Source organism: Streptomyces sp. NPDC046866 (assembly GCF_040704625.1).
Lineage (GTDB): Bacteria > Actinomycetota > Actinomycetes > Streptomycetales > Streptomycetaceae > Streptomyces.
This window is the reverse complement of record NZ_JBEYXN010000025.1, coordinates 24644-48526: the sequence shown is the minus strand read 5'-3', so window position 1 is coordinate 48526 and position 23883 is coordinate 24644. Positions and strand designations below refer to the sequence as shown.

Annotated in this window: 19 protein-coding genes; 9 read left to right on the top strand and 10 right to left on the bottom strand. The window is 75.5% G+C overall.

Features of this window, described 5'->3' with window-relative positions:
• Positions 1–223: 223 nt before the first annotated feature.
• The 4 genes from AB0953_RS28825 to AB0953_RS28810 all read left to right on the top strand — a co-directional run bounded on the left by AB0953_RS28825 (position 224) and on the right by AB0953_RS28810 (position 7910).
• Entirely contained in the window at positions 224–1381 is a 1158-nt protein-coding gene (locus AB0953_RS28825; RefSeq protein ID WP_366862503.1) for an AfsA-related hotdog domain-containing protein, read from the top strand.
• A 22-nt stretch (positions 1382–1403) separates the two neighbouring features.
• Positions 1404–3074, top strand: coding sequence for a BTAD domain-containing putative transcriptional regulator (locus AB0953_RS28820; protein ID WP_366862502.1), 1671 nt, complete (start codon positions 1404–1406; stop codon positions 3072–3074).
• A gap of 550 nt (positions 3075–3624) precedes the next feature.
• Positions 3625–6168, top strand: coding sequence for a LuxR C-terminal-related transcriptional regulator (locus AB0953_RS28815; RefSeq protein WP_366862501.1), 2544 nt, complete (start codon positions 3625–3627; stop codon positions 6166–6168).
• The gene (locus tag AB0953_RS28810; RefSeq protein WP_366862500.1) at positions 6165–7910 is read left to right on the top strand and encodes an AMP-binding protein; all 1746 of its coding nucleotides are present in this window, start codon (positions 6165–6167) and stop codon (positions 7908–7910) included. Before AB0953_RS28815 ends, AB0953_RS28810 begins: the two co-directional genes overlap by 4 nt.
• A gap of 37 nt (positions 7911–7947) precedes the next feature.
• Here the strand turns inward: AB0953_RS28810 and AB0953_RS28805 are convergent, their stop codons facing one another.
• From AB0953_RS28805 to AB0953_RS28795, 3 genes are all read right to left on the bottom strand, one after another.
• Positions 7948–9051, bottom strand: coding sequence for a serine hydrolase domain-containing protein (locus AB0953_RS28805; protein ID WP_366862499.1), 1104 nt, complete (start codon positions 9049–9051; stop codon positions 7948–7950).
• Between the two features lie 56 nt (positions 9052–9107).
• Positions 9108–9779, bottom strand: a complete 672-nt coding sequence (locus AB0953_RS28800; protein WP_366862498.1) for a DUF4097 family beta strand repeat-containing protein — start codon at positions 9777–9779, stop codon at positions 9108–9110.
• Between the two features lie 231 nt (positions 9780–10010).
• Complete coding sequence (locus AB0953_RS28795; protein WP_366862497.1) at positions 10011–10973, bottom strand: polyprenyl synthetase family protein; 963 nt, start codon at positions 10971–10973, stop codon at positions 10011–10013.
• 351 nt (positions 10974–11324) lie between these two features.
• On the opposite strand from AB0953_RS28795, the gene AB0953_RS28790 reads away from it, so the two are divergent.
• A complete protein-coding gene (locus AB0953_RS28790) occupies positions 11325–11591 on the top strand; it encodes a hypothetical protein (RefSeq protein WP_366862496.1) in 267 nt (88 codons plus the stop codon).
• Positions 11592–11597: 6 nt separating this feature from the next.
• Positions 11598–12536 (top strand): hypothetical protein, encoded by a 939-nt coding sequence (locus AB0953_RS28785; RefSeq protein ID WP_366862495.1) that lies wholly within the window; start codon positions 11598–11600, stop codon positions 12534–12536.
• Here AB0953_RS28785 and AB0953_RS28780 read toward each other — a convergent pair.
• The gene (locus tag AB0953_RS28780) at positions 12533–12742 is read right to left on the bottom strand and encodes an MbtH family protein (RefSeq protein ID WP_366862494.1); all 210 of its coding nucleotides are present in this window, start codon (positions 12740–12742) and stop codon (positions 12533–12535) included. The two genes, AB0953_RS28785 and AB0953_RS28780, sit on opposite strands and share 4 nt — an antisense overlap.
• A gap of 55 nt (positions 12743–12797) precedes the next feature.
• Positions 12798–15746 (bottom strand): AAA family ATPase, encoded by a 2949-nt coding sequence (locus AB0953_RS28775; protein WP_366862493.1) that lies wholly within the window; start codon positions 15744–15746, stop codon positions 12798–12800.
• 614 nt (positions 15747–16360) lie between these two features.
• Between AB0953_RS28775 and AB0953_RS28770 the strand changes: the two genes are divergently transcribed.
• On the top strand, positions 16361–17017 hold the full coding sequence (locus tag AB0953_RS28770; protein WP_366862492.1) for a 4'-phosphopantetheinyl transferase superfamily protein: 657 nt from the start codon (positions 16361–16363) through the stop codon (positions 17015–17017).
• Positions 17018–17131: 114 nt separating this feature from the next.
• Here the strand turns inward: AB0953_RS28770 and AB0953_RS28765 are convergent, their stop codons facing one another.
• The 3 genes from AB0953_RS28765 to gdhA form a co-directional block, all read right to left on the bottom strand.
• Positions 17132–17884, bottom strand: coding sequence for a 4'-phosphopantetheinyl transferase superfamily protein (locus AB0953_RS28765; protein WP_366862491.1), 753 nt, complete (start codon positions 17882–17884; stop codon positions 17132–17134).
• Positions 17885–18043: 159 nt separating this feature from the next.
• A complete protein-coding gene (locus AB0953_RS28760) occupies positions 18044–19420 on the bottom strand; it encodes an AMP-binding protein (protein WP_366862490.1) in 1377 nt (458 codons plus the stop codon).
• A 177-nt stretch (positions 19421–19597) separates the two neighbouring features.
• Positions 19598–20953, bottom strand: coding sequence for an NADP-specific glutamate dehydrogenase (gdhA, locus tag AB0953_RS28755; protein ID WP_366862489.1), 1356 nt, complete (start codon positions 20951–20953; stop codon positions 19598–19600).
• Positions 20954–21484: 531 nt separating this feature from the next.
• On the opposite strand from gdhA, the gene AB0953_RS28750 reads away from it, so the two are divergent.
• Positions 21485–21958, top strand: a complete 474-nt coding sequence (locus tag AB0953_RS28750) for a GNAT family N-acetyltransferase (protein ID WP_366862488.1) — start codon at positions 21485–21487, stop codon at positions 21956–21958.
• A 14-nt stretch (positions 21959–21972) separates the two neighbouring features.
• Here the strand turns inward: AB0953_RS28750 and AB0953_RS28745 are convergent, their stop codons facing one another.
• On the bottom strand, positions 21973–22377 hold the full coding sequence (locus tag AB0953_RS28745; protein WP_366862487.1) for an SgcJ/EcaC family oxidoreductase: 405 nt from the start codon (positions 22375–22377) through the stop codon (positions 21973–21975).
• A 59-nt stretch (positions 22378–22436) separates the two neighbouring features.
• Here AB0953_RS28745 and AB0953_RS28740 point away from each other — a divergent pair, with 59 nt between their 5' ends.
• Positions 22437–22991, top strand: coding sequence for a flavoprotein (locus AB0953_RS28740; protein WP_366862486.1), 555 nt, complete (start codon positions 22437–22439; stop codon positions 22989–22991).
• A gap of 10 nt (positions 22992–23001) precedes the next feature.
• Here AB0953_RS28740 and AB0953_RS28735 read toward each other — a convergent pair whose 3' ends face one another.
• Positions 23002–23508: a DinB family protein gene (locus AB0953_RS28735; RefSeq protein WP_366862485.1), complete on the bottom strand. Its 507-nt coding sequence runs from the start codon at positions 23506–23508 to the stop codon at positions 23002–23004.
• Positions 23509–23883: the final 375 nt, after the last annotated feature.

Below are 23883 nucleotides of genomic sequence, written 5' to 3'. Positions count from 1 at the left end.
GCGCCGACATCGCAGGTCCGGCCCCCGGGCGCAACCCGTAACTATCTGCCGTGCAGCTTCCTGTCACCGGTCTGCGCTGGCAAGAAGCGGACACGGCTTTGCACGCTTGGACCTGCAAGAGGCCCGGGCCCGGGGGCTGGTGACCGGCGGCCCGGGCGTACCCGGCCGCGGCGCCGGGGGACCGCCTGCCGCCGCACGACGTCGCCGGCCCGAGGAGAACACCATGACGGTCGAGTCCACGACCACCGCCCTCCAGAGCGGACCGGCCGCCCCGCCCGGAACGGGCACCGCCGAGACGACAGAACTGGGCCACGGCACGGCCGTACGCCACCTCATCCACTGCCCGCCGTCATGGGACCGGTACCTGCTGGAGGCACCCGGCAGCAGCGAAGAGCACTTCGTCCTGGCCGGGGACCTTCCGACCGCGCACCCGCTGTTCAACGACGGCCCGGGCCTCCTCCACGACCCCCAGCTGCTGACCGAGACGCTCCGCGAGGTCGGCGAGTTCGTCGGCCACCAGTACTTCGGCGTGCCCCAGGACCGGCCCGGCCTCTTCCACCGCTTCGCCCTCGACCTCACCGGCACCGCCCCCTGGCGCACGGTCCCGGCCGCGGGTCCGGGCCCCTCCCGCCACCGCGCACGCCTCCTGACCCGCCTGGCGGTCCGCCCGACGCACAGCCTGGCGGGGGTCCCCCGCGGGCTGGAGTTCCGCCTCGAGGCCGCCATCGACGACGTGCTGTGCGCGACCGGCACCGCGGGCCTGGTCTTCCTGACCCCGGCGCTGCACCGCAGCCACATCGACCAGAGCCGGCGCGCCCTGCGGGCCGCCCCCGCCGAGGGGGCCCCGTACGGGGAGAGCGCGTGGCCGGTGCCAGCCGCCGAGGTGGGCCGGCGCAGCGAGGCCAACGTGGTGGTGCGCGAGGACCTCAGCGCGCCCGCCGCACCGGACCGGCTGTCCACCTGGATCGTGCCGCAGCCCGACCGCCCGCTGTTCGCCGGCCCGAACCGGCTCGACACCAAGGCCCACGGCGGGGGCCGACCCGCAGCCCGAAACGGAGGCCGGAGCGCCGCAGCCGAAAGGGAAGGCGAAGGGAAGCCGGAAGTGGGCGGCCTCTCCGCCCTGCTCCTCCTCGAAGGCATGCGCCAGAGCGCCCTGCTGGCCGCCGCACGCAGCGGCGCCGTGGACGTGGACCGGGCGGTCCTGGGCTCCTTCGACGTGCGCCTGACCGGCTACGCGGCGGACGACCTGCCGCTGCGCTGCACGGTGGTGTCCGGCCCGGGGGCTCACCGGCGCGAGAGAGAGGCGGCGCTGACGGTGACGCAGAACGGCCGCCCGGTCGCGGACGCCCGCGCCCGCGTGGTCCAGGACCAGGACTCCTAGGGACTAGGGAACGGCCTCTCTGATGGAATTCGGGCTCCTCGGTCCGGTGGAACTCACCGGCGAGGCCCCCGGGGTGAGCCATGCCCCGCGGGCGGCGAAGCTACGGGTGGTACTGGCGGCACTGCTGATGCGCGCCGGCGAGGTGGTCTCCGCGGGCACGCTGATCGACGAGCTGTGGCCGACGGACCCGCCGCGCACCGCGACCACCACCCTCCAGGTGTACGTGTCCCAGCTGCGCAAGGTGCTGCGGGCGGCCGACCCCGACCACGGCCCGGGCACCCTGCTCACCCGGCCGCCCGGCTACACCCTGCAGCTGGGACAGGGCCGCCTGGACGTGACCGAGTTCGAGCGGCTGCATGCCCGCGGGCGCGCCGCCGAGGCCGCCGGCGACCACGCCCGCGCCGCCGGACTCCACCGCCGGGCCCTGGGCCTGTGGCGCGGCCCCCTGGCCGCCGACACCCCGCACGGTCCCCTGCTGGAGGCGGCCGCGGTCCGGCTGGCCGAGACCCGGGCGGCGGCCCTGGACGCCCGGCTGCGGGCGGAACTGGCGCTGGGCCGCCACCACGAACTGGTCGGGGAGCTCGGCGAACTGGCCGCGGAACAGCCGCTGCGCGAGGAACTCCACGGACAGCTGATGCTGGCCCTGTACCGCTGCGGCCGCCAGGCCGAGGCCCTGGAGGCCTACGCCCGGCTGCGCCGCACCCTGGTCACGGACCTGGCCATCGAACCGGGCCCGCCCCTCCAGCACCTCCACCACCGCATCCTCACGGCCGACCCGGCCCTCCTGGCCGTCGCGCCGACCGAGACCCTCCCCTCACCGGCCGAAACCGCGCCCGAGCCCGCGCCCCGGACCGGACCCGAGCACCTCACGAGGGCGAGCGACACGCTGCCCCGAGCCGTCCTCGCCGCCGGGCCGGCACCCGCCGCCCACGACCTTCCCGGCTGGGCGACCGCCGCCGGGCCGGCGGAGCCGGCCCCCGCACCGTACCCCGCCCCCGCCTGGGCGGGCCTGGGCCCGTGGCGGGCCGCGGAGCCCGGAACCGCCGCGCTCGTCGGGGCGGTTGCCGAGGCGTACGCGGCCGGCCTGTGGCCCAGCGTCGTACGGCTCGCCGATGCCCTGACCGCGCCGGTGGAAGCGGGCGCGGCCTGGCCGGAGTGGGCCCGTACCCACACCCTGGCCCTGGACGCGGCCCGCCGCAGCGGCGACCGCCCCGCCGAGGCCCGGATGCTCCGCTCCCTCGGCGACCTCGCCTGGCAGCAGGGCCGTTCGGCCACGGCCCGCACGCACTACGAGCAGGCGCTGCTGACCGCCCACCACTGCGGCGCGTACGAGGAGCACGGCCGGGCCCTGGCCTCCCTGGCCGACCTGCACCTGGACGAGGGCTCCCACGCCCGGGCCCGCGAACTCCTGGACCAGGCCCTGGCCCAGTGCCCCGGCCCCGGCCGGGCCCGCTTCGACGCACTGCGCGCCACCGCCCTCCTGGCCTTGGACGAGGGCGACGCCGAGACCTCCGCCCGCTGCTTCGAGCAGGCCCGCCAGGTGGCCCGGACGCTGGGCGAGCAACGCCTGGAGGCCTACGCCCGCCGGGCGGGCCGCGCCGCGGCCGAGGGCGGCGGCCCCCACCGCGAGGTCCGCCCGGGCGTCTGGCGCCTCCGCATCCCCCAACCCCACCGCCCCCGCGCGACCCTGTAACAACCCCCCGAAACAGTCCCGGCAACGCAACCCCACCGGGCGCAGCCAACCCAGCCCGCCCGGCGCTTGAGCGCTGTGGCCCCCAGCGGTAGCTGGGAGAGGGTCCGGGCGCAGCAAACCCAGCCCGCGCGGCGCTTGAGCGCTGGGGGTCCCCCAGCGGTAGCTGGGAGAGGGTCCGGGCGGAGCAAACCCAGCCCGCGCGGCGTTTGAGCGCTGGGGCCCCAGCGGTAGCTGGGGGAGGGTCCGGGCGGAGCAAACCCAGCCCGCGCGGCGCTTGAGCGCTGGGGCCCCCAGCGGTAGCTGGGGGAGGGTCCGGGCGGAGCCCGGGAAACGGTGAAAGGGCGGGTAGGGGACGAGCCCCGCAGGGCCCGGGCCCCCGGCCCGGACATCGACCCCGCCCGGCCCCCGCCAAGGCACGGCTACGGCCCGGCTTTACCGCCCCTTCAGCACCACCGGCGACGGTGGCGGGGCCCGTGCCCGGCCGCATCCCGCGGGCGCGCCCCGCGACGTACCCACGGCACGGGCCGGAACCGAGAGCACAGGGGGCCCGATGACGGCGCACACCTTCCACCCGGCGACGGCGACGGCGACGGCGACGGCGACGGCGACAACACCACCGCCCACCCCCGCCACGACCCCGAGCCCCCTCCCTCCCGCCCCCACCCTGATCGGCCGAGAAGCCGACGCCCGGGCCCTGACCGCACGCCTGGCCGCCGGCCGCCTGCTCACCGTGACCGGCCCCGGCGGCATCGGCAAGAGCGCCCTGGCCGCCTCCCTCCTGCCCGACCTGACCGAACGCTTCGGCACGGTCACGTACGCGGACCTCTCCGAGGCGGCCTCATCCGCGCAGGCGGCCGCCCTGGTCCACCAGGCCGCCACCGCCCACGGCCCGGGCGGCCTGCTCGTCCTGGACGACTGCCGGGCCACGGGCCCCGAACTCGCCCGCGCCCTCACCCAAACCCTCTCCCCCACCCCCACCCCCACCCCCACCCCCGCCCTGAGCCCCCCGGCCGTCCTCCTCACCTCCCGCCACCCCCTCCGCACGGCGACCGAACAGCTCCTCGCCCTGGGCCCCTTGGCGGTGCCTCCGCCGCCCCCGTACCCGCAGGCCCCCCACCCCCCGGAGCTCGAACGGTTCGCCTCCGTCGCCCTGCTCGTGGCCCGGGCCGCCCAGGCCCGCGCCGGCTTCGCGCTGACCGAGGAGAACGCCGCGGCCGTGGCCGGCCTGTGCACCCTGCTGGAGGGGCTGCCGCTCGCGCTGGTCCTGGCCGCCGACCGGCTGCGCCTGTTCACCCCGCAGGTGCTGCTGGCCCGCCTCTCCCAGGGCGGCGCCGCGTTGACCGGCCTCGCGGGCGGGCCGGCCGACGCCCCCGCCCGGCACCGCTCGCTGGCGGCCCTGGCCGCCTCCCAGGTGGCCGACGCGCCGCCCGAGGCCCGGCGCACACTGGAACGCCTCTCCGTGTTCGCCCCCGGCTTCGGCATGGCCACGGCCGACCGCGCCCTGCGCGCACGCGCCCCGCGGGGCTCCCGTACCGAGGAGCCGCACCTCGACTCCCTCAACTCCCTCGACTCCCTTGACTCCCTTGACGCCTTGCTCGACGGCCTCCTCGACGCCCACCTGGTCACGGCTGGCTCCGACACCCCCGAGCCGCACCTCACCGTCCCCGAACCGGTCCGCTCCCACCTGCGCGGAGAACTCGCCCGCGACGGCCGCCTGGAGGAGGCCCAGGACCGCCACGCCGACGCCTACCACCAGCTCGTCCTGGCCGCCGAACCCCGCCTCGCCGGACCGGAGGAGGGCCGCTGGCTGCGCATCCTGGCCGCCGAGCACGCCAACACCCTCACCGCCCTGGACCGCTTGGAGGCCCGAGGCGACCGGGAGGCGGCCGCCTCGATGCTCCTCGCCCTGCGCACGCCCTGGCTGGTCCACGGCCACCTCGCCGAGGGGGTGCGCCGCTGTGAGCGCCTGCTCGCCGAGCAGCCCGGCCGGCCCGCGCCCGCCGAGTCCGTACAGGCCCGGCTGATCGACCTCTCGGCCTCCTTCACCCTCGCCCTGGGCGATGCGGACCTCGCGGTACGGCGCCACCGGCGCGCCCTGGCCCTGTGCAAGCGGCTCGGCGACCGCCGCCAGAGTGCGCTGGTGACGGCCCGGCTGGGCACGGCCCTGCTGGCCCTGCCCGACGCGGAGGCCGCGGAGGCGGCGCTGCGGCCCGCGCTCACGGCGCTGGAGTCGCTGGGCGCCACGGCCCCGGCCGCCGAGGCCGCGACCGCCCTGGCCCGCGCCCTGCGCCGCACCGGCCGCACCCGCAAGGCCGCCGAACTGCGCGAACAGGCCTTGGACTCCCACCGTCGCATCCGGGCCACCCGGGGCTTGGCGGAGGCCCTGACGGAAACGGCAGAAGCAGCAGAAGCAACGGGCGCCACGGAAGCGACAGAAGCCCAGGCACAGGCACAGGCACAGGCACAGGCACCGGCACCGGCACCGGCACCGGCACCAACAGAAGCGACGCAACCGGGCGCCGACGGCGACGACCTGACCGCCCTCAAGTCCCTGCGCGAAGCCCTCTCCCTCTACGCAGAGCTCGGCGAACGCACCCGCCTGCCGGCCGTACTGGAGGCGTACACCCTGACGCTGCTGCGCACGGCCCCCACCGCTCAGCCCCTCGCCCTGCGCCTGCTCGCCGCGGCCGAGTCGCTGCGCGGACGGCTCGGCTCGGCCGCGGAGCCGGCGCACCGCGCCCGCGTCGCCGAGGCCCTGACCGGCCTGCGGGCGCGGATGCACCCGGCCGCCGCGGCGGTGGCCTGGGCGGAGGGCCTGCGCCTGGACCCGGCCGGCGCGGTGGACGAGGCCCTGGCCCAGCCCCTCCCGACCCGCGCAGCGGCCCCCGGCCCCGCGGTTCCGGTGGCCCAGCCGCTGACGGGCCGCCAGGTCCAGGTGGCCATGCTGGTCGCCGAGGGCCTGACGAACCGCCAGATCGCCGAGCGCCTGAAGATCTCGGAGTGGACGGTCGTCAACCACGTCCGCCAGATCATGCGCCGCCTGGGCTGCGCGTCCCGCGTCCAGGTGGCCTGGGCGGTGGGCCGATGGTCATGACGACCGGACCGGCCGCCACCGACGGTCCGCCGCCCGCCGGCCTCTGGGGTACGGCGGACTCGGCGGGTCCGCCGCCCGCCGTCGCCGAGGCGTGGCGATCGGCGGGCTGGTGGCGCACCGGGACCTTCCTCGACGACCTGTACCGCACCGCCGCTGCCGACGGCACCCGCACCGCCCTGATCGCCGACCGCGCGCACCACCCGGCCGACCTGCGGCTGCGCCGCCTGAGCTACGCCCAACTGGCCACGTACGTGGACCGGTACGCCGCCGCGCTGCGCTCGCTCGGCCTGCGTGCCGGGGACCCGGTCGCCTACCAGCTGCCCAGCTGGTGGGAGGCGGCCGCGCTCACCCTGGCCGTCTGGCGCATCGGGGCGGTGGCGGTGCCCGTGCTGCCCGTCGTACGGGCCGGGGGGCTGGAGCGGATCCTGGCCGCCACCCAGGCCCGCCTGTGCGTGGTCCCGGACGTGTGGGAGGGCCACGCCCACGCCGAGGTCCTGGACGGCCTGGCCCCGCGCCTGCCCTGGCTCCGCCGCAGGGCGGTCCTGCGCACCACCCCCGGCGGCCCCGGCCGGGCCTCCGGCCACGCCCCCGCCCCGGGCACCCTCGACTTCGACGCCTACTTCACCCGCACCCCCCACGAGCGCGGCCCGCACGCCTGCCCGCCCGGCCTGCCCGGCGCCCGGCCCGGTGACCCCGCCCTCCTCATCACGGTCATGGCCCTGGGCGAGCGGTTCCGCGCCGTGCTCCACTCCCCCGACACCCTCTACGCCCCGCTGGCCGCGGCCCGTACCCTGCCCGGTCCGGTACCCCGGCCTGGCGAGGTGTTCTTCTCCGCCCTGCCGTTCACCTCGCTCGCCTCCCTGGCCCACTCCCTCTGCTGGCCGCTCGCGCTCGGCGGCACCGCCGTCCTGCAGGACGTCTGGGACCCGAACCGGTACCTCGACCTGCTCGCCGAGGCGGGGGTGAACCAGGCGTACGCCTCCCCGGCCCAGTGGGCCGAAGTCCTGACGGCCCACGGCACCCGCGCCACCCCCGAACCGGCCGCCCCGCCCGCCCTGCGCCTGCTCCTCTCCGGCGGCCGCACCCCCACCCCGCCGGAGCTGCTCGCCGCCCTGCCCGAGGCGCTCGGCGCGCCCGTGCGCTCCCTGTGGGGCGCGCCCGAGGTAGCCCTCGGCACCCTGGGCGGGGTGGGCGACCCCACCGAAGGCGCCCCGCTGCCCGGCCTGGAGCTGGACTCCCGCGACGGGGGTGAGCTGTGGGTGCGCGGGCCGGCCGTGGCCCACGCCGTGTGGCCGTTCGGCGCCGACCGGGCCGTCCTGCCCTGGCAGCAGGACGGGGGCTGGCTCGCCACCGGCGACCGCGGCGATGCCGCCCGTGCCCGCGTCACCGGCCGCGCCGGACACCGCACCGGTGCCGCGTTCCTCGTACCCGTGGCCGAACTGGAGGAGGCGCTGGCCGCGCATCCCGGCGTACGGGAGGCGGCCGTCGTGGAGTACGGGGACCCCGAACACGGCGAACTGCCCTGCGCGGTGGTCGTACCGGCCGTCGAGGCGGAGTCGCCGGGCCTGGTGGAGCTACGGGAGTGGCTGGCCGGTGCGGGGCTGGCCCCCGCCGCGCTGCCGACCCGCCTGGAGCTGGTGGGCTCCCTCCCCCGGGCGGAGGACGGCACCCTGCGCAAGGACGCCCTGCGCGCCTGGCTCTCGGGCCTCCGCCCGGGCGAGCCCCGGACGGCACCGAAGTGAGCTTGCGGGGCACAACCCGCCACGCCGCCCCGGCCCCTCAGTCCGCCGCCCCGGCCGGCTCCGCCGCCCGCCCGCCGCAGAAGACCTCGTTGACGAGCCGTTGCTGCGCCCGGGCGAACAGCGCCCCCGCCTCCTCGAACTCCAGCCGGGCGTCGCCGGTGGTCAGCGACGCGGTCAGGGTCGTGGCGCCGTCGGGGGTGCTGTACATCAGCGCCGCCCAGCCCCACATCCCGCCGTTGTGGGTGAAGACGGTGCCGCCGCACTCCGTCTCCTGGACGAACAGCCCGAGGCCGTAGCCGAACTTCGGGTGCGGCGTGCGCATCTCGGCCAGCAGCGGGGGCGGCAGGAGCCTGCCGCCCATGAGGGCGGAGAAGAAGGTGTGCAGGTCCCGGGTGGTCGAGATCATGTCACCGGCGGCGGAGATCCAGGAGGGGTTCGCGCGGGTGACGTCGACCGTCTTCCACCGGCCGGCGTCGCGGTAGGTGTAGTACCCGTGGGCGTGCGGCTCGGGCACCTCCGGCGAGGCGTCCGGCACCAGCGTGCCCGTCAGGCCGAGCGGACCCAGGATCCGCCGCTGCATCTCCTCGGCGAACGGCCGGCCGGCGGCCTTCTCGACCAGCAGCCTGGCCAGCACGTAATTGGTGTTGGAGTAGCTCCAGTCCGCCCCCGGCTCGAACCGCGCCGGCTTGGCCAGCGCGAGGCGTACGAGCTCCTCGGGCCGGTAGGTGCGCAGCAGGTCGTCCACCCACTCCTGGCCCTGCCAGGCGATGCCGGGCGCGGTCGTCCCGTCCTCGTAGTACTCGCCGGTGAAGTTGAACAGCCCGCTGGTGTGCTGCAGCAGCATCCGCACCGTGATCCGCCGGTCCAGGCCGAATGCGGGCAGGTGGTCGTCCACCGGGCTGTCCAGCCCGATCGCGCCGTCGGCGACCAGTTGCAGCACCAGGGTCGCGGTGAAGGTCTTGGTGTTGCTGCCGATCCGGAAGTGCCCGTCGGTCGGCGGCGCGGCGGTCTCGCCCAGCTCGCGCACCCCGGCGCTGCCGACCCATTCGCCCTGCCGGTCGTTGACGCGCAGCTGCACCCCGGCCCAGCCGGAATCGACGAGCTCCTCGATGGTCTTCTGCAGCTCCGGACGGAGGGACATGGTGGTGTGCTCCTTCATATCTGCCATGAGCGTCGGTCGAGGGGCGAGCGGGAGGGTCAGAGGCTGCGGGCGGTGATGTCGCCGTAGGCCGTGGTGGCGCGGATGGTCAGGGCGGCGGAGGAGCCGTCGGTGTTCCGGAGCGCGTTGTGGACGCGGCCGTAGGAGGTGCCGGCGTCGAGGGTGGCGCTGACTCCGGGCGCGGCGCCGACGGAGATGCCGCCGTGCTGGGTGCGGAGTTCCACCGTGCCGCGTACGGCTTCGGCGATGTGGAGGTCGCCCTTCTGGGTGGTGATCTCCGCGGCGCCGCCCAGGCGGCCGATGGTGATGTCGCCGGCCTGGAGGGTGAGGCGGGCCCCCGCGGTCTCTTCGAGCTCGACGGTGGCCTGGGCCGCGTCGAGGGCGACGTCGCCGAGGCGTCCGACGCCGTGGAGTTCGGCGAGGGCGGCCTTGGCCTCGATCCGGGAATCGGCGGGCACTCGGACGGCGACCTCGACGGATCCGGAGTCGCCCAGGATCCGGTTCTTCGCCGCGGGGGCCGCGATGCGCAGGACGCCGTCGGCGAAGGTGACCTCGATCTGCTCGGCGGCCTTGACGTCGCGGCTCTTGGACGCGTCGGCGGGCCGCACCTCGACCGTGGCGTCGCCCCCCTCAACGGCGACGAGCCGGATACGGCCCGCGGGGATGTCGAGGACGGCGGTGACCGGGGCGGCGGTGGCGAACTTCTGCATGGTGGTGCGCTCCTTCGTCTGCGGTGCGGGCCCTTGCGGCCCGCTGTTTCCGACAGAAGAAACGCTACGTTGCGTTCAAAGAACCGGCAACGCTCAAGTTGCATGTGAAGGCGAAAAGCCCAGCTCGGGCCACCAAAATCATTGCAATGGGTGCAGATCTAACGCAACGAAACCTGCTATTGCATTGCAATGAGAAGGAGTGAACGCCACGGGTGCACGATGTCGGGCCCCTCAGCCCGCCGTCACCCGCCCCGCGAAGGCCGCCAGTTCCTCGCGCCACTCCGGGGCCAGCCCGCTGCGCGCCGCGATCCGGCCGGCGCGTTCCGTCAGGTCGCGGATGATCTCCTCGGCCACCGCCCGCTCGCGGTCCTCCAGGAGCACCTCGCGCAGCAGCTCCGCCTCCCAGTCGTACTCCGGCCCCCCGGACAGGAACCCGCGCATCCGCCACGCGGCGTGCAGCGGCAGCGCGTAGTCCGCGTACGTGTCGGCCAGGTCCGGGCGCCCCGCGAGGTGGGCGCCGAGCAGCAGCGGATGGCGCAGGGCGTACCAGCCGGCCGCGCAGCCGTCGGTGCAGCCGGCGATGCACTGCCCGGGCCAGGGGTCCTCCAGGTACGCCGCGGCCGTGGCCTCGTGCGTGTACAGGCCGAGGGCGCGCTCGGTGCGCAGCTCCTCCCACAGCCGTACCGCCTCCGGCGGCAGGCCGCGCGCCAGCCGGTCGGCCCAGGCCAGGGCGAGGTCGCCGCCCAGCGTGGCCGCGCACTCGCCGAAGCGGCGCGACTCGCCGGCCCAGCCGTTGCGCTCGTGGTCCCCGGCGTGCCGGACGTGCAGGGCGGGCAGACCCCGGCGCAGGGCCGCGTCGTCGTAGACGTCGGCGCGCACGAGGGTGCAGGTGTCCAGGAGTTCGAGCGCGGCGGCCGCATCGACGGCCGCATCGGCCCCGGGCCCCTCCGGGCTGCCGCCCGCCGCGAGGTACCCGGTGAGCAGCACCTGCGGCCGAACCCGGCCGTCGCCCGCACTGACCAGCTCGGCCAGCGACTCGATCAGCACGGCGGCCCGCAGCTCGCCGGTGCGGCGCCGGTATTCGTCGTTCAGGAGGGTGTGCAGCCGGTCCTCGACCTTCTCCAGCAGCTCCGCCCGCGCCCGGGCGGGTGCCACGACGGCGGTGGGTGCGGAGCGGGTCGTCGGGTGAGTCATGGGGTGCGGCCTCCCGGATCGGCGGTGTACGCCTGAACCTGCCGGACCGCAGGCGCCCGCTCAACCCCGGGCCGGCCCACGGCCCACCCCGGCCCGTCGCCGGCCGCCCGGACTGCCAGGCACTTGCCATCGGGGCCGCCCGACGCGGCGCTCTTGCCATACGCCTGCCATACGCCCGCCAAGGGGCCGCCATGGGGCCGCCACGGGCCGACCTGCCCCGCGCCGCCCCACCCGCCATACACCCGCCGTACGCCGCCGGAGACCCGCCCTCAGCCCCGCACATCTGCGGCTTTAGCGGCAGGCCCGTCAATGAGCCCGCTGTCCGCTGTCCCTCTCACTCGTGGAGACCACATGTCGAACATGTCGAACAACAACGCCAACAACAGCGCGAACAACAGCAACAACAACGCCTCGAACAACAACTCCCTGGCCGTGAACGAGAACACCGACTACACGGCCAACGAGATGCACGCCCCGCGCCTGCAGAGCGTGGTCCCGGCCGACCTCGAGGCGATCATGAACGACATCAACAACAGCAACACCAACAAGAACAACAACATCAGCAACAACGTGATGTCGAACAACAACACCATGAACAACAACAACCCCAACGCGTAACCGGTGATGAGGCAGCGGGGCCGGGAAGTGCTGTCCGCGCCCCGCCCTGCCCACCGCCCTGCCCACCGCCCTGCCCCCCGCCCCCCGCACCTGTCCGGCGACGCCCGCGCCATCGCCGCGTACCGCGACCAGCGGCGCCGGCTCCAGAAGGAAGCCGTCCTGGGCCACGGCGAGCTGATCGAAGCCCTGCTCGCCCACCGCCGCACCCGCCTGGCCGAACTGCGCCGCAGCACCTGGGTGCGCCGCCTGTTCGACTCCACCCACCGGCAGGTCCGCCAGGTCCTGGCCCACCCCGCCTACGCGGGGATCCTGCCGCTGCGCCGCGACATGCTGGTCTGCCTGGCCGAACTGGCCCTGCCGCTGCCCGCGGACGCGGTGATCCTGTCCCACCCCACCCACGCGCCGGCCGCCGAGATCCTGCCCCGCCTGCCGCAGCTGCGCCGGCGCCGGTCCCTGGTCGAGCGGATCCTGGACGAGTCCGACCTGACGCTGCCGGGCACCCCGTTCCGTACCGTCGGGGAACCGCGGTGCGCCGTCATCCTCGGCGGCGACGCCCCCACCGTCGAGGCACTGGCCGGCGTCGCGCACGAACTGGGCCACTGCCTGTACGAGCGCACCCGCCCCGGCACCGGCATCCGCACCCAGCTGGCCTCCGAGCGCCTGGCGCACCGGCTGGAGGAGCAGCTCGTCGCCGCCTACCTGGCCGAGCACGGCAGCCCCGAGGAGGGCCGGGCCTGGTGGGCCTACCAGCGCCGGGTGGACTCCTTCAACCTCTACTTCTTCGAGCTGGAACGCGCCCTGCTGTACGGGGAGCCCGCCGCGGTCCCGGAGCTGATGCCCGAGTCCGCGACGAGCTTCCGCGAGTCGCTGTTCATCGTCCCCGGCTGCCAGGCCGTGTACGCCCGCGCCTCCCTGGCCCGCCTCGCGGCCCCGGCCGCCGCCTAGTTCCCGCCGCCCTCCCGCAGCCGGGCGGGCCGCATGTCGGTCCACTCGCGCTCGATGTGGTCGAGCACCGCCTGCCGGCTGTCCGCGGGCCGGTCCACCCGCCAGCCCGCCGGGACCTCCGCCCCCGCGGGCCACACCGCGTACTGGCCCTCGCCGTTGACCAGCGCGAGGTACTGCGCCGCGTCGTCCTCGAACGGCTGCGTCATCGCTTCGTTCCTCCTTCTCGTGGGTTCGTCTCGTTCATCGGCCCGCGTCCGCGGTTCACGCGAGCTCGTGCGCGGCCATCAGCTGCAGGTCGGCCGGCAGGTCCTGGCGCCGCGTGATGTTGAGCTTGCGGTACACGCGGGTCAGGTGCTGCTCGACCGTGCTCACCGTGATGTAGAGCTTCAGGGCGATCTCCCGGTTGGTGTGCCCGTGCACCGCGAGCATCGCCACCCGCTTCTCGGAGTCGCTGAGCCGGTCGCCGAGTTCGGTGTACGCCACCCGCGGCCCGGCCGCCTCCGCCTCCGGCACGGCCGGCGCCGGCGCGGGCACGTGCCCGGGCAGGATCCGCTCCTGGAGCGCGTCGGCCCCGCAGGCCTTGGCCAGGTGCCAGGCCCGCCGGTTGACCATGTTGGCCCGGCCCGGCTCCCCGGCCTCCTTCAGCACCCGGCCCAGGTCGGCCATCGCACGGGCCAGCTCCAGCCGGTCGCCGGAGCGGCGCAGCTCGTCCACGGCCCGCCGCAGCACCGCCTGGCGTTCGCCCGGCGCGCCCGTCCACGCCTTCAGGCGCAGCGAGACGCCCGCCGTCCACGGGTGGGCGGCATCCGCGTGCTCGAGCTGTTCGGCGACCATCCGGGCCGCCTGGCGCACCTCGCCGAGCTGGAGCAGCGCCTCCGCCGCGCCGGTGCGCCACGGCAGCAGCAGCGGGCGGTCCAGGCCCCAGTGACGGACCGCCTTGCCGATGTCCAGGAAGTCGCACAGCGCCGCGTGGTAGCGGTTCGTGGCCAGGTGGTGCAGCCCGGTCGCCTGGAGCCGGCCCAGCTCCTGCACCGTGCCCGGCAGGGTCTGCGGCAGCGGCCGGGCCAGCTCCCGCGCGGCCTCGTCGGGGCGGCCCATGGCGGTGTACGCGCGGGCGAGCAGCGCCGAAGCCCAGGTCCCGGTCAGCGAGCCCTGCTCCCCCGCCGCCTGCCCGCGCACCAGCCCGGCCTGTTCGGCCGCGCCCGCCAGGTCGCCCTGACGCAGCAGCGCCTCGGTGCGCAGCAGCGCGAACTCCGCCCGCCAGCCCGGCGCGCCCTGGCGCAGCGCCTGCTCGGCGTACGTCTGGGTCCAGGGCAGCGCCCGCAGCGGCCCGTCCAAGTACAGCAGGGCCCGTACGGCCTGCAGCACCGGCGCGAGCGTCGCCTGCGACAGGGCGGTGCCGCGCAGGAACAGCTCGGCCCGGTTCGCGGCGCCGCCGTGCCGGTTGTACCCGGGGACGCCCCAGAACGCGGCCGCCTCGCCGAGGCCGCTGCCGGGCCGGCCGCGGCGGGCCGTACGGTCCGCGAGGGCGGCCGCCGAGCCGCCCGAGCCGCGCCCCGCGACTGCGGCCGCAGTCGCGGCGGCTGCCGGTGCAGCAGTCGGCACGGCGGCCGGCAGCGCGCCGTCGGCGCCATCGGGGGCGTTCCAGCGCGGGAAGGCGAACAGTCCGTCCAGCGGCGCCTGCAGGGCGGCGTCCCGCATGCCGACGACACCCGCCGCAGCACCGGGCTGCCCGGCGGCGTACACGGCGTCCAGCGCGAGAGCCGCCTCCTCGACCCGCCCCTGCACCACCAGCAGCCGCCCCAGCCGGGCCGCTCCCGCGGCGTCGAGCGTGCCGGCCCTCAGCGCCTCGACCGGACCCTGCAGGGCCGCCTCCGCCGCGGCCGGATCCACCCGGGCACCCGCCACGGCCAGCGCGGCGGCCAGCTCCGCCCGGGCCGCACCGCTGCTGCCCGGCGCACCGAGCGCCAGCTCCAGGACCCGTACGGCCCCGGCGGCGTCCCCGCCGGCCAGCAGCTCGTCCGCGGCGGTGCGCAGCACGCCCGGCGCCCACTCCTCGCCGGCGTGCCCGGCGGCCAGCAGCTGCCCGGCGACCTCGGCCACCGGGGCGCCGCTGCGGAACGCGAAGCGCGCGGCCCGCCGGTGGCAGGCCACCCGCACCAGCGGATCCATGCCCTCCAGCACCACCGCCCGGGCCGCCGGGTGCCAGCGCACCCCGTCCAGCAGCCCGGCCGCGCCCAGCGCGAGGACCGCCTGCCGGGCCACCGCCTGGGTGGTGGAGGCCAGTTCGGCCGCCCCGACCACCGAGGCGAGCCCGTCCAGCACGGCCAGCCCCTGAGCCACCGCGAGCGTCACGACCCCGCAGCGCTGGAGGCAGGCCCACACCGCGTGGGTGAACGCCGCGCCGGGCGTGGGCAGCTGCCCGGCGTCCCCCGCGGGGGCCGATTCCAGCGCGGCCCGGTGGTCCTCCAGCAGCGCCCGAAGCAGCAGCGGGTTGCCCCCGCTGAGCGCGGTGAACCGCTCGAGCGCCTGCGCGGGCGGCTCGGTGTCCGCGTACTGCGGGGCGCCCGCGACGACGGCGGCCACCTCCTCGGCGGCCAGCCGCTCCAGGCGCACCCGTACGAAGCCGGGGGCGCGCAGCAGCTCCGTACCCGGCACGGGGTCGTCGCTGCGCTCGTGCACCGACTCGGTGAGCACCATCAGCAGCCGGTCGGCCCGGGCCCGCCGGGCGAGGTGCAGCAGGTAGCGGCGCGAGGCCTCGTCGGCCAGGTGCAGGTCGTCGACGCACACCGCGACCGGAACCCGCTCGGCCAGGGCGAGCACCTGCGCGCAGAAGGCCTGCATCGCCTGAACCCCGCCCGCACCGGCACCCGCACCCGCATCGCCCGCCCAAAAACCACCGCCCCCACCGACCCCACCCACTGCACTCGGGCCACCCGGCCCGCCCGCGTCCTCACCGAACGTCCCGGGCGGCGCGTCCGCGACCAGCTGCCCGACGACGCCCAGCTCGATCCCGCTCTCGGCCGGCGTGCCCATCGCCCGCAGCACCAGCACACCCGCCCCGGCGGCCCGTTCGGCCGCCGTGTCGGCGAACTCCGACTTCCCGCAGCCCACCGCCCCCTCGACCACGACCACCCGGGCCGCCCCCGCGGCCGCCTGGGCCACGGCCCGGTCGAGCAGTTCCCACTGATATCCACGCCCGTTCAACACCACTGCCCCCGTTACTCCAGCACCGGTGAACCTCTGACCGCGGGGGGAGACCCCTGCCCGCGCCCGGTCACGGACCTGCCGCCCTCACCCCCTCGGGAGGGGAAGGGGGGCGGTCACCACCGTCGACAACGTCACCTTATGCAGGTCGGGGCGGTGCAGCCGGTGGCCGAAACCTGCACGGCAACTACTGCACCCCACCCCACCCCACACCCCACAAACCACCAACCCCGCGAACCAGCCCCTCCGGCCTTGCCGGCGCTCGAGGCGCAGGCTTTGGGGCGGCGCCCCAGGAAGCCCGCCCCCGCCACCTCCGAAGCCAGGGCCCGGCAGCGCCACCCCCGCCGGCGTTTGAGGCGCGGGGTTTGGGGCGGAGCCCCAAGAAACCCGGCCCCCGAAACCAAAGGCCCGGCATGGCAACCGTGTGACAAGCCCCCACCCCCACACCCCCACCCGTGACAAGCCCGCACCCCCGCAGCCCCCTCACGGCACCCGGTACACCCCCGCAGCCCCCTCCCGGCTGGGCCCGCGGCCGCCCCCGCCGCACGGTGGAACCACGCCCCGCCAGGGGCCGCGCACCACCCACACCCACCACTCGCAAGGTTTCGGGGGACACCGTGATCCAGCAGCTGCTGCCCCGCCACATCGCCGCCGTCGACACCCACCACGACCGGCACGAGCTCACCCTCTTCCCCGAGGAGGAGGCACACATCCGCGAGGCCGTCCCGAAGCGCCGGCACGAGTACACGACCGCCCGCTGGTGCGCCCGCCGGGCCCTGGCCCAGCTCGGCCTCCCCGCGGCACCCATCACCCCCGGCCACCGCGGCGCCCCGCAGTGGCACCCGAGCGTCACCGGCAGCATCACGCACTGCGCCGGCTACCGCGCCGCCGCCGTGGCGCACCGCTCCCGGACCCGGGCCCTCGGCATCGACGCCGAACCCCACCAGCCGCTGCCGGAGGGGGTGCTGGAGTCGATCGCGCTGCCGGCCGAGTGCGCGTGGGTGCGCCGGCACGCACGGACGCACCCGGGCACCCACTGGGACCGGCTGCTGTTCTCGATCAAGGAGACGGTCTACAAGACCTGGTACCCGCTGACGGCCCAGCCGCTGGAGTTCGAGGACGCGCTCATCACACCGCACCCGGAGACCCATACGTTCACGGCGCAGATCTTCCCGCACCGGCCGACGCCGTACCCGACGACGCTCACCGGCCACTACACCACCGAGAACGGCATCATCCTGACGACGCTGACCATCCCGAACGACGAGGACTGACCCCGCTCGGAGCACCCGAGCAGCAGCAACAACCGCCCCTGAGCGCAGCCGCTAAGCAGCAGCAACCGCCCCCGCGCACAGCCGCTAAGCAGCAGCCGCCCCCGAGCGCAGCCGCTAGGCAGCAACCGCCGCCCCCCGCGGCGTGAAGAGGGCGGCCCCCATCCGGAAGCCCCCGGGCAGCTCCGCCGAACGGAACTCCCACTCCTCTCCCCGGGCCGCCGTGCCGTCGGGCCGCTGGACCCGCACCGGCCTGCCGTCGGGACCGAACCCGAACTGCCCGAAGGGGAATCCGGCGCCCCAGCCGACGGCCTTGCGGTACGCCTCCTTCAGCGTCCACAGCCGGGCCAGCTCGGCATCCCGCTCCGCCGGCGCCAGCTTGGCCAGGGAGACCAGCTCGTACGGGGTGCACACGCGGCGCCCGGCCCCGGAGCCGTACAGCATCCCGTCCGCCCGTTCGACGTCCACGCCGATCAGGCCGCCGCCGCTGGCCCCGACCAGCACCATGCCCTCCGCGCAGCTGACGGCGACGTCCACGCCCGCGCAGCCGGCGAGGACCGGCCGTCCGGCCACGCCCCACTCGACGCTCCCGGTGCCGTCGCCGCGCACCGCGCGCGCGAGCCGCTCCAGCAGCGCCCGGGCGCCCTCGTACTGCTCGCGCTCCGTCGCGGAGACGAGCCCGGCCCGCAGCCCGCCGGCCCCGCCGGGGGCCGCCGTGGTCCTCCCGGTCCGCAGCCGCTCCAGCGGCGCATAGAGGAGGGCGGTTCCGCCGGCGCGCACGAGGTCCCCGGCCCGGTCCCACTCGGGACCCTCCGGACCGACCTCGACCGGCCCGTCCAGCACCACCGACACGCGTCCCGCCGAAACCATGAGCCCCACTCCACGTCCGCCCGCGCCGACCTCACCCGTCGACAGAACCACGGCCGTCCGCGACAGGCCGTCAGAAGCCGGAGCCCATCAGGGCCCAGTCCCCTCCATTCTCCGCGGGCGGCTAAACGACGGCTAAAAGCGGCGTTCACACAGCGGCGCTCAGCGCACGCCGAACTCCCCCGACAGCAGCAGCTTCTTCTGCGGCTTTCCCATGGCATTACGGGGCAGGGAGGTCACGAACCGCACCTCCCGGGGCCGCTTGTGCACGGACAGGTGGGCGGCCACGAAGTCCGTCAACTCGGCGCCCGTGACCCCCTCGGCGACGACGAAGGCCACGATCCGCTGCCCCAGGTCCGCGTCCGGGACGCCGACCACCGCGGCCTCGCTCACCGCGGGGTGGTCCAGCAGCGCGTTCTCGATCTCGCCCGCCCCGATCCGGTACCCGCCCGACTTGATCATGTCGATGGAGGCCCGGCCGACGATCCGGTGCACCCCGTCCGCCTCGTCTACGGCGGCGATGTCGCCCGTACGGAACCATCCGTCCTCGGTGTACGCGGCCGCGGTGGCCTCCGGCCGGCCCAGGTACCCGGCGAACAGCGTCGGCCCGGTCAGCTGGAGCTCCCCGATCTCGGCACCCGGTTCGGCCGCGATCCGCGTGCGGATGCCCGGCAGCGGCGTACCCACGGTGCCGGGGCGGACCTCGCCGCCCGCCCTCCCGCTGACGGTGATCAGTGTCTCGGTCATCCCGTAGCGCTCCACGGGCCGCATCCCGGTCAGCCGCTCCAGGTCCCGGAAGACCGGCGCGGGCAGCGCCGCGCTGCCCGACACCAGCAGCCGGGCCCCCGACAGCGCGCCGGCGGCCTGCGGGTCGGCGGCGATCCGGGACCACACGGTCGGCACCCCGAAGTACAGGCTGCCGCCGGCCTCCGCGTACGCCTGCGGCGTCGGGCGCCCGGTGTGCACGAGCCGGCTCCCGGTCCGCAGGGCCCCGAGCACGCCCAGCACCAGCCCGTGCACGTGGAACAGCGGCAGCCCGTGCACGAGGGTGTCCTCGGCGCTCCACTGCCAGGCCCCGGCGAGGGCGTCGAGGTCGGCGGCGATCGCCGCGCCGGTCAGGACGACGCCCTTGGGGGCGCCCGTCGTGCCGGAGGTGTACAGCACCAGGGCGGGATCGTCGGGCCCCGCGCCCGCCGCCCACCCGGCCGCCGAGCCGGACGCCGCCGCCGACCCGGACGCGCGCCGGGCGAAGTCCACGTCGACGAGCACCGCCCCGGAGTCGCGCAGGATGTGCTCGCGCTCCGCGGGGCCGGCGTCGGGCGGCAGCGGTACGAACGGCACCCCGGCCAGCAGGGCGCCGACGGCCGCGGCCACCGTCTCCAGGGACGCCGTCGCGGTCACGGCGAACGCCGGCGCCCCGGCCACGTCGGCCGCCACGGCCCGCGCCGCGCCGAGCAGTTCCTCGTACGAGGCGGTCCGCCCGGCCACGCAGACCGCGTCCTCCCGGTCCCCGTACACCCCGTCCAGCGCGGTCAGCACGCCCAGCCTCCTGCGGTCACATCGCCTCACCCGCACCGGCGGGTCCCGAAGGCCAGGCTACGGCGGCCGGAACCGGGGAACGGCGCGGGAACGGGACCGGGGCGGCCCCGGGCCGGGGCCGGGGCCAGCCGGGGCCGGGGCCGGAGCCCCTCACCCCGACCGGGATGCCGGCTCGGCTCAGATCACACCCTGAGCCAGCATCGCGTCGGCGACCCGCTCGAACCCGGCGATGTTCGCCCCGGTGACGTAGTCGCCCGGGGCCCCGTACCGCTCGGCGGTCTCGTACGCAACAGCGTGGATCGAACGCATGATCCCGGCCAGCTCGTCCTCGACCCGCTCGGCGCTCCAGGCCACCCGGGCGGCGTTCTGGCTCATCTCCAGGGCGCTGACGGCGACCCCGCCCGCGTTGGCGGCCTTGCCGGGCCCGAACGCGACCCCGGCCTCCTGCAGGATCCGTACCGCCTCCGGCGTCGTCGGCATGTTGGCGCCCTCGGAGACCGCCTTCACCCCGCCCGCGACGAGCGCCCGCGCGTCCTGCGCGTCCAGCTCGTTCTGCGTGGCCGACGGGAAGGCCACGTCCGCCGGAACCTCCCAGACCCGGCCGCCCGGCACGAAGCGCGCCGAGGACCCGCGCCGCGCGGCGTACTCGCTGACGCGGCCCCGCTCGACCTCCTTGATCTGCTTCAGCAGCGCCAGGTCGATGCCCTTGTCGTCGATGACGTAGCCCTGGGAGTCCGAACAGGTCAGCGGGTTCGCCCCGAGCTGCTGGAGCTTCTCGATCGTGTAGAGGGCGACGTTGCCGGAGCCGGAGACGACCGCGCTCAGCCCGTCCAGCGAGGTGCCCTTGACCTTCAGCATCTCGGCGGCGAACAGCACGCTGCCGTAGCCGGTGGCCTGCGGGCGGATCCGGGAGCCGCCCCAGCCCTGCCCCTTGCCGGTCAGGACGCCGGCCTCCCAGCGGTTGGTGATGCGCCGGTACTGGCCGAAGAGGTAGCCGATCTCGCGGCCGCCGACGCCGATGTCACCGGCGGGGACGTCGGTGTGTTCGCCGACGTGGCGGTACAGCTCGGTCATGAACGACTGGCAGAAGCGCATGACCTCGGCGTCGGACTTGCCGTGCGGGTCGAAGTCGCTGCCGCCCTTGCCGCCGCCGATGCCGAGGCCGGTCAGGGCGTTCTTGAAGATCTGCTCGAACCCGAGGAACTTCACGACCCCGATGTCCACGGACGGGTGGAAGCGCAAGCCCCCCTTGTACGGGCCGAGCGCGCTGTTGAACTCGACGCGGTAGCCGCGGTTGACCTGGACCCTGCCCCGGTCGTCCGTCCACGGCACCCGGAAGACGATCTGCCGCTCCGGCTCGGTGAGCCGCTCGAGCAGCGCCACCGCCGGGTCGGCGTACTCGGGCCGGGCGGCGAAGACGGGCGCCAGGGTCTCCAGGACCTCCCGGACCGCCTGGTGGAACTCGGGCTGGGCGGGGTTGCGGCGCTCGATGTCGGCTCGCAGGCCTTCCAGCCTGTCCTTCGGGTCCTTCACGTGTGTCCTCCAAGAAGTGCACTACATGCGGTACGCGGTCACGGGCGGGTCCATGGTGCCGAGCGCCGGTAGCTTCCGAACGGAGCACGCCCCGCACCGGACCCCACGAACACCGGCGAAATCTACTTCCGTCCCGCGCATCCTGCGCGACGTGCGATCACACCGGGCCTACGATCGGCAGCCTTGACGATTCGATGACCTGCACATGACCACCCCCAGACCGGCGCCGCCCAGAGGGAGAACCCATCGTGGAATCCGTCAGACTCGCCGCCCCGGGGGGGGCACTCCCAGCCCGCGCGGCGTTTGAGCGCCGGGGGTCCCCCCAGCGGTAGCCGGGGGAGGGTCCGGGCGGATCCCGGGGGAGGGTCCGGGCGGAGCCCGGGAAACGGTGAAAGGGCGGGTAGGGGACGAGCCCCGCAGGGCCCGGGACCCCGGCCCCCCACCCGCCCCGGGCCCGCCCACCGGCCGGCCAGGCAGGCCGCTGGCCCGCCACAGAACACCCCCACCCCACCGCATCGGTAGGGTGCGGCCATGAACCTCTCCACCCCCCACCTGGCCCCCGTCACCGCCGCCAACTTCGACGCCGTATGCGCCGTCCGCGTCAGGCCCGACCAGGAACACCTGGTCTCCCCTGTGGTCAAGTCCCTCGCGGAGGCGTACGTGCACGGCGCAGTCGCCTGGCCCCGCGCCATCGTCGACGGCGACGAGGTCGTCGGCTTCGTCATGGCCTTCCTCGACATCGCCTGGGACCCCGCCCGGGACCCCGCCGACATACGCTCCGGCATCTGGCGCCTGAACATCGACGCCGCCCACCAGTCCAAGGGCTACGGCCGCTTCGCCGTCCAGGCCGTCACCGCCGAACTCCGCGCCCGCGGCGCGTCCCGCGCGTACGTCACGTGGGAGCCGGGCCCGGGCACGCCCGAGCCGTTCTACCTCGGCCTCGGCTTCCGCCTGACCGGCGAACGCAGCGGTGGCCAGACGGTGGCCGTCCTGGACCTGACCTGACCTGACCTGACCGACTACCCGGCGGCGTGCACCTCGGTGTTCTGGCAAGCGGTCAGCAGCCAGGGCGCACCGTCCCCGTCACGCGTCATCACGTACAGCGGCGCCCCCTCCCCCTTCGGCTCGCCGTCGGCCCCCGTGTACAGCTGGCGCACCTTCACCGCGGCCACGTCCGGCCGCAGGAACTGCGTGTGCACCACCTCGTACGTGACCTCGCCGTCCCAGTCCGCCGCAGGCAGCACGGCCCGGGTGAACTCCGCGATCGCGTCGAGGCCGATGAGTACCTTGCCGTGCCCCGTGGTCCACAGGGCGTCCCGGTGGAAGAGGGCGAGGAAGCCCTCCGCGTCCTTCGCCCGCTGGGTGCGCTGGACCTCGGCGACCACCTGCGCTATGGCCTTCACGGCCGATTCCTGTTCACTCATGCCGTCGATGATGTGGTCTCAACTATGGTTGAGGTCAAGGAATGTGATCACATGTCGGTATGACCAGCACCAAGACGCTCTACCTGCTCTGCTCCGCCGCCCCACCCGTCTTCGACGTCGCCCACGCCATCGAGGACGCGCAGTCCCGCGGCTGGGACGTCTGCCTCGGCCTCACCCCCACGGCCGCCCACTGGCTCCGCGTCAGCCTGGACGGCCTGGCCGCCCTGACGGGCCACCCCGTCCGCTGGCAGTACAAGCTCCCGGGCGAGCCCGACGTCTGGCCGGCCGCCGACGCGCTGCTCCTGGCGCCGGCAACGTTCAATTCCCTCAACGCCTGGGCCCTGGGCCTCACCGACCGCTTCGCGATCGGTGTCGCCGCCGAGGCGATCGGCAAGGGCACCCCCGTCGTCACGATGCCGTGCACGAACGCCGCGCTCGCCGCCCACCCCCAGTTCGACCAGTCGCTGGCCACCCTGCGCGGTGCAGGCGTCACCGTCCTGTACGGGGAGAGCGGCTTCGTCCCCGGCCCGGCCGGCGTGGACGCGCCGCCACACTTCCCGTGGCAGCTGGCCCTGGACGCCGTGGACGCCACCCGCACCGCGAACGGGCAGTGACCGGTTCCGGCTACTCCCCCGTGACGCCGTCGATCGCCTCGCGCAACAGGTCCGCATGCCCGTTGTGCCGGGCGTACTCCTCGATCATGTGGCCAAGGATGTAGCGCAGGGAGTACTGCTCCTCGCCGAAGCTGCCCACCACGTCGAGCGACTCGGCGGCGGCCACGATCGCCCGCGACCGCTCGCAGGCCTCCTGCCAGATCCGGAACGACTCCGCCGGGTCCGCGTCCTCGACGTGGAACTCCGTCCACTCCCCGGCCTCGTTCCGCGGGAAGTAGCCGCGTACGTCCTCGCCGTTCAGGACGTTGCGGAACCAGCCGCGCTCGACCTCCGCGAGATGCCGCACCAGCCCGAGCAGGCTCAGGGCGGAGGGCGCGACCGCCTTGCGGCGCAACTGCTCGTCCGTCAGCCCGGCACACTTCACCATCAGCGTGCCGCGCTGCCAGTCGAGCAGACCGGTCAGGGTGGCACGCTCATCGCCCACCCGCACGGGCGGGACCCTCAGCTCCTCATTCATTCCCCGATGATCGCCCACGACCATTAACGCCGTTAACACTCGGGGGGCGGGGACGGGCGGGGCGGGGGCTGGGGAGCGGGGCCACGGTGGACCGGGGTCGGGGTGTGTTCGGGGGCTTCCCGGCCGCCCATTGTCCTTCCGGTGCGGGCCGGCCTCTCAAGGGCGCTCCCTTCGGTCGCGTCGCTTCGCGATGGCCTTCGGCCACCCTTGACAGACCGGCCCACCCCGGAATGCCAAAGAGCTGCCGGGAAGCCCCCGAAGGATGGCCAGGGGTCAAGTACACAGGCAGCTACGAAGAGACTGCCGCCAGGAGCGTGGAGGCGCACCAGATCGCTACGTGGTCCCTCTTGGCTCAGCGTCAGACCGCCATCGAGG